We start from the raw sequence: 13120 nt of genomic DNA, 5'->3' as shown, positions 1-13120 counted from the left end.
GAGAAATTGTATGGAGAAAGCGACCTTCAGATAAATTCAACTAATAACCAAAAATGTGGGGGTGCCTTTACCTCATAGCTAAAAACAGCGACAATATGCAGCGCATGTCAAACTGAAGTACAAACTCGACGATGACCCACGAATACCAAGACTTAATCACCATTTTTAATGACACCTTTTTAGAACAATTTAATACGAAATTAGAGTTAGGTGGTGATGAGCCTATTTATCTTCCTGCTGATGATGAACACCCTCATCATCGGATTATTTTTGCTCGGGGTTTTTACGCCTCTGCTTTACACGAGATCTCGCATTGGTGTGTGGCTGGTCCAGAGCGTCGTTTGCTGGAAGATTTTGGTTATTGGTATGAACCTGATGGGCGAACAGCAGAAGTTCAAGCGGAGTTTGAGAAAGTTGAAGTGCGACCTCAAGCTTATGAATGGATTCTGGCACAAAGCGCTGGCTTCCCTTTTACGGTGAGTTGTGACAATCTACACGGCGATTTTGAACCAGATAGGCTCGGCTTTATGAAAAAAGTGCATAAAGAAGTGCTAGGTATTTTGGACGTTGGCTTGCCTTTGCGAGTGAAAATGCTTTCTGATGCCCTGCGCGCATTTTATCAAACTAAGCCATTGGAAGCGTCGGACTTTTGCGTTAAATAACCACTAATAACCTCAGAGATACACCATGATTATTGAATTTGAAGAAAAACTACTGGAACTGATTGATGCTCGAATTGAAACAGCATCTGACGATGAATTGTTTGCTGGTGGTTATTTACGTGGTCACATCTCTTTATCCGCGGCGTCTTGTGAAGAAGAAGGGATTAGCGATATTACTGAGCTGAAGTCACGCATTGAGAGCAGCTTAGAAGATGCGCGTACCGAGTTAAGCCCGGCCGATCGCGTGATTGTCAGTGATTTGTGGCAAGAGCTCCAGGCTCAGGCTTAGTCCCTAAGCAGCGTTTTCCCTTTATTTAATCCTAGTCATTTACTACTTCGAAAAATTCGAACCTCTCCATAAAATTTTTGTGGTTGTAGCGAAACTGTTCAACTTTTATTCTGATCAGCATAAAACGTGAACAAAGGATTACAACCATGAAAATTGTCGCATTTGGTGCATCTACCAGCTCTACCTCAATCAACAAACTACTTGCTACATACGCAGCAAACCAAGTCGAAGGCGCTCAAGTGAATGTTCTAGACTTAAACGATTATCAAGCGCCAATGTTTAGCGAGGACAAAGAGAAAGAAATAGGTCAAGCTGAAGGGGCTGTCGCGTTTTTACGTGACTTGGCGGAGGCTGACGCTCTCGTTGTTTCCTTCGCAGAGCATAACGGTTCGTACCCAGCGGCCTATAAAAACTTGTTCGATTGGGCGACGCGCATTGAGCGTAATGTATTTCAAAACAAACCTGTCGTTTATTTAGCAACTTCCCCAGGTCCCGGTGGTGCACAAAGTGTTCTTGCGGCGGCGACAGGTTCTGCTCAATTTTTTGGCGCGGATGTAAAGGCATCGTTATCTGTGCCGAGCTTCTACGAAAATTTTGACGTGGAATCGGGTAAGGTTGTAAACCCAGAAGTGGCAGAGCAAGTGAAACAGGCAGTTGCACTGCTGAAGTAATCTCAGTACGAGCAACTTAGTGAGTTAGCGATTCCCGACACGTATCTGTGTCGGGAATTAAAACGAGAGAATACTCTTACAGCTCGGTAATGGCTTTGCCTTTTCTTAGTTTACGAACCCACATTCGACTTGGGTGAAGTTCGGTCAATACATCAACAGGTAATGGCAGCGGGTCCCCACAGATCTGGGAGGCCAACACTTCAGCTAATAATGGTGCAGAGCTCAGTCCACGAGATCCTAAACCTAAGAAGCAGAATAGGTTAGGGTACTGATGAATGGTTTCTACCTCTTCTTCTTTTTGATTTTGTAAGTTGGCGTATTGCGTTTTGATCGTCTCAAAGTCACCCACATTTCCGACAAATGGTAAGTGATCTCGGCTAACACAACGAATACCTTGGCGAGATTGATTACCAGTGATATCTACCTCTTTTGCCCATGTTTGATTCGGTACACATTTCACTAGCTTTTCCGCATTATCTTTTTGGGCGTTTTCATCAAATTCGTAGTCAAGGTGACTGCGGTCGTAGCTTGCACCGATACACAAGTGTTGATTACTTGGGTTAACAGGTGTCATGTAACCGTCGTAACACAACACCGTTTTCAGCTGACTCAGCGTTTCGGTTGCTGGCGCATGACTGACTTGTCCTTTCACTTGTCCCATTGGTAGGGAAGCGGTTTGACTCAATGTCTGGAACTCATGGCCGTTCGCAATTACAACCGTTGAGTGCTCAAATGTTTGACCACTCGCCGTTAGTAGCCAGAGCTGACGCTTTTCATCCCAATCTAATGCCTCAACAAGATGTTCAAACTTCGTTGAGAGTAACGACGTCTTCTCCAATTGTTTAATTAACCCGCGAGTTAACTCGGCAGGGCACAGCCACCCTCCCATTGGGTAGTGCACAGACGCCATATCAATAGGTAACCCGATAGTGTTCGCAGTTTCCTCGGCGGACAGCTTTTGAATGAGCTCTGGAGTGAAGTTACCCGCAAGCATTTTCTCCAGTTTGTCTGTGGATTTGTCATCCCACATCAACTGAGTTACGCCACACCAGTCATGATCAAAATCGATCTCTTGTGCTGCTTGTTCAACAAACTGACGTGCGAACAAAAATGCAGGAGCAAACACACGCGAAACGCCCGTGTGCGGGCCATTAAGCAGTGGATAAACGGCTCCTTGTCGATTGCCTGAAGCTCCTTTGGCTGGTTGTTTGTCTTTACAGTAAAGGGTGACGTTTTGGCCACGACGAACTAACGTTTTCGCTAACGCCGCGCTAGCTATACCACCACCAATGATGGCAATCGAATCAAGATTGCTAGATGCTGAGCGATTGAACCAAGGGAGATGGTTCGATTGCTTTTCACGTTGCTCCATAGAGCCGGCGATCATTTCTCGCTTAGTGCCGAAACCTTTCACCTTTTTCATTGTAAAGCCAGCTTCGTTCAAACCACGACGTACAAAGCCTGCTGCGGTAAACGTGGCAACTGTACAATCTTGCTTGGCTAGCTTTGCCATGTTGTTGAACAGGCCTTGGTTCCACATTTCTGGGTTTTTGCTTGGCGCGAATCCATCTAAGAACCAAGCATCAATCAAACCTTGTTCGTTGTATGGGACTTGCGGCATGCAGTCTTTAATGTCACCAAACCAAAGGTCGAGTGTGATTGCGCCGTCTTCTAAAACAATGCGATGACACTCCGGCACAGCGGCAGGGTAGTGCTTTTGTAACTTTTCCGCGTATTCAGCTAGCTCAGGCCAAGCTTCATGCGCCTTCTTTAAATCGGCTTTGCTTAATGGGTATTTTTCAAAGCTAATAAAATGCAGCTCTTTCAATGTTGCGTCCGGATGCTGACGACGAAACTCACTAAACCACTGGCATACTGCTAAGAAGTTTAATCCCGTGCCAAATCCTGTTTCACCAATGACAAAACGTCTTTGGTCAAATTCCTGCCATCTTTCTGGGAGATGATTTTGTTTTAAGAAAACGTAGCGTGTCTCTTCAAGACCGTTTACGTTAGAGAAGTAAACATCATCAAATTGGTCTGAAACCGGAGTACCAGCTTCGTTCCAACCAAGTTCTGCGTTTTTTATTGAAGTCATAATGGTGCAAATTTGTGATTTGGTGCGGTAAGAATGGGGCGATTGTACGAATTTATGGGAAAGCTGACCACTTTTGTTGACTATCTTAGTTATCATCTAGCGGATTTTTGAATTATAGGAATGTCATAATGAAACGAGTCGTAATCACCGGTATGGGTATTGTTTCAAGTATCGGTAACAACGTCGAAGAAGTTCTAGCGTCTCTTAAAGCGGGCAAATCTGGCATCACTGCATCTGAGCAGTTCAAAGAACACGGTCTTCGTTCGCAAGTATGGGGTGACCTAAAAATCAACCCGGCGGAACACATCGACCGTAAGCAGATGCGCTTTATGGGTGATGCGGCTGCTTATGCATACCTATCAATGGAGCAGGCAATCGCAGACGCTGGTCTTACAGAAGAGCAGGTTTCAAACGATCGTACCGGTATCGTTGCAGGTTCTGGCGGTGCTTCTGCATACAATCAAACGGTAGCGACAGACACGATGCGCGCCAAAGGCGTAAAGCGAGTTGGTCCTTACATGGTTCCTCGTACTATGTCTTCTACTGTTTCTGCTTGTCTTGCTACGCCATTTAAGATTCGTGGCGTGAACTACTCAATGAGCTCTGCATGTGCAACATCTGCACACTGTATCGGCCATGCTATGGAGCTTATTCAACTAGGCAAACAAGATATTGTTTTTGCTGGTGGCGGCGAAGAGCTAGATTGGTCTCAAACTATGATGTTTGATGCGATGGGCGCACTGTCAACCAAATACAATGACACGCCAGACAAAGCATCTCGTACATACGATGCAGACCGTGACGGTTTTGTTATCTCGGGCGGCGGCGGCATGCTGGTTATTGAAGAACTAGAGCACGCACTGGCACGTGGTGCGAAAATCTACGGTGAAATCGTAGGTTACGGTGCGACATCAGATGGCTACGACATGGTAGCGCCATCAGGTGAAGGCGCAATTCGTTGTATGAAGATGGCGATGCAAGACGTAGATGGTGTGGATTACATCAACACGCACGGCACATCGACACCAGTTGGTGACGTGAAAGAGCTTGGTGCTATCCAACAATTGTTTGGTGAGAACAGCCCTGCAATCTCTGCAACAAAAGCAATGACTGGCCACGCACTCGGCGCAGCGGGCGTGCACGAAGCAATTTACTCAACACTTATGCTAGACAAAAACTTCATTGCTCCAAGCATCAATATTTCAAACTTGGACGAAGCAGCACAAGGTCTGGACATCGTGACAGAAGCACGTGATGCAGAGCTAACGACCGTAATGTCAAACAGCTTTGGCTTTGGCGGCACAAACGCAACTTTGGTTATTAAAAAGTACCAAGGTTAACTGAATTTGTTGGCGCCTTGCGAGAGTACTGTAAACGCCAACAGTCCAGTTTCCAGAGCTTGATCAGTCACACTGATCGAACAGACGCAGACTCTATCCCATGGAGAGCGGGATAGGATCCTTTTGTTCTGGAACTTTGCCCGGCTATTTAGCCGGGCTTTTTCTTTTCTCTGTTTCTGCTTTTCTCTAGGCTTCCCGTCAATCGATTCTATAGGAGTTACCTCCTTGAGGTTTATTGGTGTTATATCTTGAGATTTTTCGGGAAAAGGGCACAATCGCTTTAGTTTCGCATCTTGCGAATAAACGAACTCTTACAAATGGATGTTAGAACGCTGGCGCTATGAAAATTATTGTTGATGAAAATATGCCGTATGCTGAAGAGCTATTCAGCCAACTCGGTAACGTAATTCTAAAACCAGGTCGTACACTGACCGCCGATGATTTAGTGGATGTTGATGCCCTAATGATTCGCTCAGTCACCAAAGTGAATGCTGACCTGATCAGCAAAGCAAACAAGCTGAAGTTTGTTGGTACGGCCACGGCAGGCATGGATCATGTTGACCAAGCACTCTTAAAAGAGAAAGGCATTTTCTTCACTGCTGCGCCAGGGTGTAACAAAGTGGGTGTAGCGGAATACGCGTTCAGCGTGATGATGGTGCTCGCTCAGCAACAAGGTTTCTCGGTATTTGACAAGACGGTAGGTATTATTGGTGCAGGCCAAGTAGGTAGCTACCTAGAGAAATGTTTGAAAGGCATGGGTATTAAAGTTCTCATCAATGACCCATTCAAACAAGAGGCTGGTGATCCTCGTAGCTTTACTCCGTTGACAGAACTGATTGAAAGCTCAGACATCATTACACTACATACGCCAATCACCAAAGATGGCCCATACCCAACGCATCATTTGATTGATGAGAAGGTATTAAATGGTCTCCGCAGCGATCAAATTTTGATTAACGCGGCTCGAGGTCCCATCGTTGACAACGCTGCTTTGAAGCAACGTCTTTTGAAAAATGATGGCTTTACAGCGGCACTCGACGTATTTGAATTTGAACCAGAGGTTGATATGGAGCTTCTGCCTCTGCTAGCATTCGCAACCCCTCACGTTGCAGGCTACGGCTTGGAAGGGAAAGCTCGCGGTACAACGATGATTTTCAACAGCTACTGTGAGTTCTTAAATAACGAATTACGTGCGCATGCCAGCGATTTACTGCCAACCGCGCCTGTTCCTACTATGGTATTGGACAGAGCTTGGGACGAAGCAACACTGCATAACATCACGCAGTTAATCTATGATGTGCGTAGAGATGACGCTCTTTTCCGCCGTGAAATCAGTAAGCCAGGCGCTTTTGACCTGATGCGTAAAAACTACTGGGATCGCCGTGAATACAGCGCTGTCACGCTAGTGGGTAACAAAACATGTAACCTTGCTCCATTAGCAGAACTAGGTTTTCAGATTGAGGTAAGTCAATGAGCCAGCAATATAATGTTGCCATTTTAGGTGCGACCGGTGCGGTCGGTGAAACAATTTTGGATGTGCTTCAAGAGCGCAAATTCCCAGTAGGCGAAATCTTCCTACTCGCGAGTGAGCGCAGCGAAGGCAAGACTTACCGCTTCAATGGTAAAACGGTACGCGTTCAAAACGTAGAAGAGTTCGATTGGTCTCAAGCGCATATCGCACTGTTTTCTGCTGGTGGTGAGCTATCAGCCAAGTGGGCTCCAATTGCCGCTGATGAAGGCGTGATTGTTATCGACAATACATCACACTTCCGTTACGAGTACGACATTCCTCTTGTTGTGCCAGAAGTAAACCCAGAAGCGATTGCAGAGTTTCGTAACCGTAACATCATCGCGAACCCGAACTGTTCAACCATCCAAATGCTGGTGGCACTAAAACCAATTCACGATGCGGTGGGCATTGAGCGTATTAACGTATCAACTTACCAATCGGTATCTGGTGCAGGAAAAGCGGGTATTGATGAGCTAGCAGGTCAAACGGCGAAGCTGCTAAACGGTCTGCCTGCAGACAAGAAGCAATTCTCTCAACAGATCGCGTTTAACTGTATTCCACAAATCGATCAAATGATGGAAAACGGCTACACCAAAGAAGAAATGAAAATGGTGTGGGAAACACAGAAGATCTTTAACGATCCATCAATCACAGTCAATCCAACGTGTGTACGTGTTCCTGTATTCTACGGTCACGCAGAAGCACTCCACATTGAGACTCGTTCACCTATCGATGCACAAGAAGTCGTTAACTTGCTTGAACAAACTGACGGTATCGAAGTGTTCCACGGTGAAGACTTCCCTACACAAGTTCGCGATGCGGGCGGTAAGGACCATGTAATGGTTGGTCGTATCCGTAACGATATCAGCCATCATAGCGGCGTAAACCTGTGGGTTGTTGCTGATAACGTGCGTAAAGGCGCGGCAACTAACGCGGTGCAAATCGCAGAAGTTCTGATCCGCGATTACTACTAAGTCGCTTACAGTTCATTTCAAAGCCTCGCACAGTGCGAGGCTTTTTTGTACGAACGAAACAAAATAGTGTGAGATTAGTACGAATATGGCGAGAGCCACACATTTTTTATTCTCAACGCTATAGTTTTGCATGCGATATCCGATATATTTAACCGATCACCATTTCAAATTGTATTTAGCACAAAACTGAGCCTTCTATGCGTCAAAATTATAAGCGTTTGTTAGCAGCCCTTGTGTTGATGATCGCGACTCAGACATCATCAGTGGTTCAAGCCGAAGGAATTCGTCTTGTTGGACCGTCTGGTGAAGTGCAATCATCTCCGAGCTATGCTGAAGATATTGAGCGAGCATTACCTGCTCCTCCTGCGAATACTCAACCGTCACGTTTCTTTGGTCCGACTGGTGAAAATCAAACACTATGGTCGATCGCTTCAGAATTACGACCTTCACGCGGTGTTACCGTTCAACAAACGCTTCTTGCCATTTACCGAATTAACCCTCAAGCGTTTGAGAACCAAAACATTCATGAATTGATCCCAGGTAGTCGGCTACGAGTACCTTCTCTAGAGCAAGTGCAAAGCGCGACCACAGCGCAAGCTGTTGCGATTATGAAGGCGCATGAAGCTAAGTTAAAACAGCCGAAGCCGACAAATAGAGCGACGCCAGCACAACGAGTCACCGAGCAACCAAAGCCACAAATTAAAGTAGAACCCAAGCCTGCGGCTAAGCCAGAGACAGTGGCAGCAACGGAGCCAAAACCAACTCCGAAAACAATACCCGTCATCCCTGCGCCACCAGTAACTACCTCTCCGCAGGGTGAAAAGCAGGTCAGTGCGCTAAAGGACAAACTTCAAGGCTCACAAAGTGAATTAGAGTCATTAGAAGAGAAGAATCATCGTCTTCGATTGATGCTGTCAGAAGTGCAAAGCGAAGTCGAAACTTTGAAAAGCGAGCTGAATGACGAAGAACGCATTCGCTCGGAAGTCGAGAAGCTGCTTGCTGAAGAACGTCAGCGCCTTGCTGAACAACAACGCATGCAACCAAGCACCATGGACAAAATTTTGTCGAATGGTTGGCTTGTTGGTCTTGCGGCATTAATTCCTGGTGCTTTGATTGCGTTGCTAGTTGTTATGCTTCTTGGTCGACGCTCTAAAGCGAAAGAGGAAGATGCGGCTGCACAGGAACAGAAAAACGTTGATCCTCTTGCGGCGCCAATCGGTTTAGCGGCGGCGGATGAGCTTGATGAAGAGCTCACGCTTGATGATGAATTGTTTGCAGATGAAGATATCAACACACAGTCTTTACAAGAAGAGAAGTCAGATTTAGAAGAAGACGTCTTTGCTAACCTCGACGATGAAGAACTTGATTTCAATCTGGAAGGGGACGATGACCCATTTGCAGATATTGGCGATGACGGTGACCTAGATGTTGGTCTGGATGAGTTTGAGTCATCGAACAATGGTATCCAAGTCAACGGCGAAGAAAAGGCGCTTGGTTTAGAAGAAATGGAGCGAGCCTTAGATGAGGTTGCTCCAGAACTAGAAGTGCTCGATGACGATGAGTCTGGCTTCGATCTTTCGGATGATGCGAATGAGAAATCAGACTCACTTTCAGACGACGCATTTGCCGAGTTACTTGCAGCCGATGAGCCGTCAGAAGAGTTACCAAGTGACACTGTCGACCAGGATATGCTTGATGACTTGTTTGCTGAACTTGGCAACGATGACTTCGATTTAGATACTGATGAGCCTGAGTTAAAACAGCCCGTTTCGGATGATGACTTTAGTGTTGGAGAGGCATCTGACGACGATATCGATAAGCTATTGGCCCAGTATGAACAACCGGCTAGTGAATCGGAAGTTCGAGAAGCTGACGCCAATGAAGGTCCTGTTCTAGATGAAAACAGTACAGAGCTACTCGATGAACTCATTGATTTTGATGAAGATGACACAGACGAGTTTGATCCACTAAACGAGCTAGAAGCAATCTCTGGTTTTGAAGGTGATGACTCGATCGAAGAGTTAGACGCAGATAGCACAGACTTACTGGATGAACTCATTGATGATGTTACCTCTGAACTTGATGAAGAGACTGAAGCTGATTTAGATCCGTTTGATGATCTGATTCGAGAGGACGAGAGCCCAGAGCAGAATAAATCGGAAGAGGAAGAGTTACTGAAATCACTTGGTTTTGGTGAGTCAGACGCCGGCGAAAAGCCATCTTCCGTAGTTGAGTCAGAACAAACTCATGAAGATCCGGATATTGAGTCTGGGTTGGACATCGACGCTTTATTAAGTGAAAGCCAGCCAGACACGCAACAAGCTGTAGAAGACCAACCATTAACCGAGCCAGAGGCTGCTTCAGAGCCATTTAGCAGCGATGAATTTCTTGGTGATTTAGAGGACCTCTCACCAGAGAATGATCCTTTAATGAGCGAGCTAGACGACCTATTTGAGTCAGACAGTGAAGAACTTCTGCCAACAGAACAAGAAAAAGCGGATTTTTCTGCTGAACTTGACGCTCTATTTGATAGTGAAGACGATTTACCGCAGCAAGTTGAAAAAACACAAACGGAGATAGAGGAAGCTTCATCACTACAACAAGAGGCTACCGATACTGATTCAACACAAGAACCATCCGTGGAGTCCGATGCTGAGGTACAGCCTCACGTTGAGCAAGAGGAAGACATTCCAGCCTTCACGCCGACACCAAATACAATAGAAAATGAATTCGGTGTTCCACAAGAAGAAGATTGGCTACTGGATGAGCCTGAATTGGAGCCGGAAACTGAGTCGACCAACGATTCAGAAGAAGAATTCAATTTTGATGAGCTAGATCTTCCAGAATTCAGCGAAGAAGATGCTCTAGCATCTATGGCTGGCGAACCTGCGTTAGAAACGTCCGAGTCCGTTGAACCAGAACAAATTGAAGCCGACTTGCCAGCTGAGTCCGAAGAAGAGTTCAATTTTGACGAGCTGGATCTTCCTGAGTTTAGTGAAGAAGACGCATTGGCGTCCATGGCTGGCGAACCTGCGTTAGAAACGCCCGAGTCCGTTGAGCCAGAACAGGTTGAAGCAGACTTGCCAGCTGAATCAGAAGATGAATTCAATTTTGATGAGCTCGATTTGCCAGAGTTCAGTGAAGAAGATGCACTGGCGTCTATGGCTGGCGAACCTACGTTAGAAACGTCCGAGTCCGTTGAGCCAGAACAAGTTGAAGCCGACTTGCCAACTGAGTCCGAAGAAGAGTTCAATTTTGATGAGCTCGATTTGCCAGAGTTCAGTGAAGAAGATGCACTGGCGTCTATGGCTGGCGAACCTGCGTTAGAAACGTCCGAGTCCGTTGAACCAGAACAAGTTGAAGCCGACTTGCCAACTGAATCAGAAGATGAATTCAATTTTGATGAGCTAGATCTTCCTGAGTTTAGTGAAGAAGACGCATTGGCGTCTATGGCGGATGAGCCGGAGTTAGAAACGTCCGAGTCCGTTGAGCCAGAACAGGTTGAAGCAGACTTACCAGCTGAATCAGAAGATGAATTCAATTTTGATGAGCTGGATCTTCCTGAGTTTAGTGAAGAAGACGCATTGGCGTCTATGGTGGATGAGCCGGAGTTAGAAACGTCCGAGTCCATTGAACTAGAACAAGTTGAAGCCGACTTGCCAACTGAGTCCGAAGAAGAGTTCAATTTTGATGAGCTCGATTTGCCAGAGTTCAGCGAAGAAGATGCCTTGGCGTCGATGGAAGAAGAGCCAGAATTACCGAGCTCTGAGACTGCAGATATAGAACCAATCTCCGGTGAGGATGAAGAGTTAAGTTTTGACGACCAAGATCTTCCAGAGTTCAATGAGGAAGATGTTCTCGCGTCAATGAACGAGGGTGCTTCAGGGAGCCCTAAGGTTGAAGCAGAGACATCGAGACCAGCTATTCAAGCCGATAACGATCATGATGCTTTGTTTGAAGTATTTGCGCAGCAAAACGGCTTTGATACTGACCCAGAAGTGCAGCCAACAGCGACAGAGGGTGAGCCGCTCAGTAATTTGGATGATGAATCATCAATGGCTAACCTTCTTGCGGAAGACGCAAACTCAGAAGTATTTGAAGGTAAACTAGACAGTGACACCATCGCAAGTGCAGGTATGGATTTTGAAACCATGCTTGATGTTGGAGATGATTGGGATGGCTTTAAACCCGCTGCTGATAACGTAAGTTCTACTGAAGAAGTGCCTGAGGACCAGCGTGATGTTTGGAATTCGAGTGATGCACTAAGTCAGCCAGAGATCGCGCAAGAAAACTGGGCAGAGCAAAGCGACTTGGATGACTTCGACCCGAAGAAAAATCAATTTATGACGATTGATGAATTGATGGCTCAGGTCGACAGAGAAGGTGGTGAGTTCGAAGAAGAAGACCTTAAGCTCGATGTCGGATTGAACGAGTTTCCAGATGTTATCGGTGAGATCGGCGATATTGACGTAGATAGCAATGCTGAAGCGGCTGGGAAACTGGATTTGGCTAAAATCTATCTCGAGATGAACGATTCTCAAGGGGCGATTAAACTACTAGAAGAGGCGATTGTTTACGGTGAGGATGATATTCGCCGCGAAGCAAAAAGCCTGATTGACGCCATTAATGGCCGATAAACCGAAACAAAAGGGTAGCGTTTGCTACCCTTTTTGTGTCCCGTTAGTAGGATGCTACCTTTATGTCACCCTTGGTGAAACTGGCAACTTGAGGTGACTTGAGTATATACTTCCCGCCCCATTTTAGAGTTCGAAGGTTAAGATGAGAATCGCATTAGGTATCGAGTACAACGGTACAAACTACTTTGGTTGGCAGCGCCAAAGAGAAGTGAAAAGTGTCCAAGAAGAGCTAGAGAAAGCATTGTCCGTCGTCGCTAATCACCCAGTTGAAGTTCAGTGTGCTGGTCGGACAGACGCAGGCGTGCATGGCACGGGACAAGTTGTGCACTTTGATACCAACGTTACTCGAAAAATGGTAGCTTGGACCATGGGCGCAAACGCGAACATGCCGAGCGATATAGCGGTTCGTTGGGCTCAAGAAGTTTCAGATGATTTCCATGCAAGATTCTCAGCGACAGCGCGCCGTTATCGTTACATTATTTTCAATCATGCTTTACGTCCAGGCATCTTAAACTCGGGGGTTAGTCACTATCATGGTGAGCTCGACGAGAAAAAAATGCATGAAGCAGGGCAGTTCCTACTCGGCGAAAATGATTTTACGTCGTTTCGCGCGGCGCATTGTCAGTCTCGCAGTCCATTTCGAAACTTGATGCATCTGAACGTTACGCGCCATGGAAACTATGTGGTTATTGATATTAAAGCCAATGCGTTCGTGCATCATATGGTTCGTAATATCACGGGTAGCTTGATAAAAGTTGGACGTGGCGAAGAGAGTCCTGAATGGATCAAGTGGTTATTAGACGCCAAAGATCGCAAAGTAGCGGGTGCGACAGCGAAAGCGGAAGGTCTGTACCTGGTAGATGTAGACTACCCAGAAGAGTTTGGGTTACCTGAAGTGCCGATCGGTCCACTGTTTTTACCAGATAATTTGAACTAATTTTA

The 13120-nt window shown here is 46.1% G+C and carries 9 protein-coding genes; 8 read left to right on the top strand and 1 reads right to left on the bottom strand.

The window, feature by feature from the left end; translation table 11 throughout:
- The first annotated feature begins 131 nt into the window (after positions 1–131).
- From R7E00_RS18240 to R7E00_RS18230, 3 genes are all read left to right on the top strand, one after another.
- On the top strand, positions 132–662 hold the full coding sequence (locus R7E00_RS18240) for an elongation factor P hydroxylase (protein ID WP_005380546.1): 531 nt from the start codon (positions 132–134) through the stop codon (positions 660–662).
- 25 nt (positions 663–687) lie between these two features.
- Positions 688–951 carry a YfcL family protein gene (locus R7E00_RS18235; protein WP_005380548.1) on the top strand — a complete coding sequence of 88 codons (264 nt, stop codon included), beginning with the start codon at positions 688–690 and terminating at the stop codon, positions 949–951.
- A gap of 146 nt (positions 952–1097) precedes the next feature.
- Entirely contained in the window at positions 1098–1622 is a 525-nt protein-coding gene (locus R7E00_RS18230) for an NADPH-dependent FMN reductase (RefSeq protein ID WP_005380552.1), read from the top strand.
- Positions 1623–1698: 76 nt separating this feature from the next.
- Here the strand turns inward: R7E00_RS18230 and mnmC are convergent, their stop codons facing one another.
- A complete protein-coding gene (mnmC, locus tag R7E00_RS18225; protein ID WP_213908094.1) occupies positions 1699–3717 on the bottom strand; it encodes a bifunctional tRNA (5-methylaminomethyl-2-thiouridine)(34)-methyltransferase MnmD/FAD-dependent 5-carboxymethylaminomethyl-2-thiouridine(34) oxidoreductase MnmC in 2019 nt (672 codons plus the stop codon).
- A gap of 128 nt (positions 3718–3845) precedes the next feature.
- Here mnmC and fabB point away from each other — a divergent pair, with 128 nt between their 5' ends.
- The 5 genes from fabB to truA all read left to right on the top strand — a co-directional run bounded on the left by fabB (position 3846) and on the right by truA (position 13115).
- On the top strand, positions 3846–5057 hold the full coding sequence (fabB, locus tag R7E00_RS18220) for a beta-ketoacyl-ACP synthase I (protein ID WP_005380557.1): 1212 nt from the start codon (positions 3846–3848) through the stop codon (positions 5055–5057).
- Positions 5058–5397: 340 nt separating this feature from the next.
- Positions 5398–6531 (top strand): 4-phosphoerythronate dehydrogenase, encoded by a 1134-nt coding sequence (locus R7E00_RS18215; protein ID WP_005380560.1) that lies wholly within the window; start codon positions 5398–5400, stop codon positions 6529–6531.
- Positions 6528–7541, top strand: a complete 1014-nt coding sequence (locus R7E00_RS18210; RefSeq protein ID WP_005380562.1) for an aspartate-semialdehyde dehydrogenase — start codon at positions 6528–6530, stop codon at positions 7539–7541. Before R7E00_RS18215 ends, R7E00_RS18210 begins: the two co-directional genes overlap by 4 nt.
- A gap of 197 nt (positions 7542–7738) precedes the next feature.
- Complete coding sequence (locus tag R7E00_RS18205; protein WP_262606210.1) at positions 7739–12178, top strand: FimV/HubP family polar landmark protein; 4440 nt, start codon at positions 7739–7741, stop codon at positions 12176–12178.
- 142 nt (positions 12179–12320) lie between these two features.
- Positions 12321–13115 carry a tRNA pseudouridine(38-40) synthase TruA gene (truA, locus tag R7E00_RS18200; RefSeq protein ID WP_017820799.1) on the top strand — a complete coding sequence of 265 codons (795 nt, stop codon included), beginning with the start codon at positions 12321–12323 and terminating at the stop codon, positions 13113–13115.
- The last annotated feature ends 5 nt before the right edge of the window (positions 13116–13120 follow it).

This window comes from Vibrio sp. Vb1755, from assembly GCF_033338635.1.
GTDB lineage: Bacteria > Pseudomonadota > Gammaproteobacteria > Enterobacterales > Vibrionaceae > Vibrio > Vibrio alginolyticus.
Note: the sequence above shows the minus strand (reverse complement) of the source record. Positions and strands in the feature narration are given on the sequence as shown.

Bases quoted from the DNA above. Each gene is read 5' to 3' on its own strand.
- R7E00_RS18240 (WP_005380546.1), top strand. From the start codon at position 132: ATGACCCACGAATACCAAGACTTAATCACCATTTTTAATGACACCTTT.
- R7E00_RS18235 (WP_005380548.1), top strand. From the start codon at position 688: ATGATTATTGAATTTGAAGAAAAACTACTGGAACTGATTGATGCTCGA.
- R7E00_RS18230 (WP_005380552.1), top strand. From the start codon at position 1,098: ATGAAAATTGTCGCATTTGGTGCATCTACCAGCTCTACCTCAATCAAC.
- mnmC (WP_213908094.1), bottom strand. From the start codon at position 3,717: ATGACTTCAATAAAAAACGCAGAACTTGGTTGGAACGAAGCTGGTACT.
- fabB (WP_005380557.1), top strand. From the start codon at position 3,846: ATGAAACGAGTCGTAATCACCGGTATGGGTATTGTTTCAAGTATCGGT.
- R7E00_RS18215 (WP_005380560.1), top strand. From the start codon at position 5,398: ATGAAAATTATTGTTGATGAAAATATGCCGTATGCTGAAGAGCTATTC.
- R7E00_RS18210 (WP_005380562.1), top strand. From the start codon at position 6,528: ATGAGCCAGCAATATAATGTTGCCATTTTAGGTGCGACCGGTGCGGTC.
- R7E00_RS18205 (WP_262606210.1), top strand. From the start codon at position 7,739: ATGCGTCAAAATTATAAGCGTTTGTTAGCAGCCCTTGTGTTGATGATC.
- truA (WP_017820799.1), top strand. From the start codon at position 12,321: ATGAGAATCGCATTAGGTATCGAGTACAACGGTACAAACTACTTTGGT.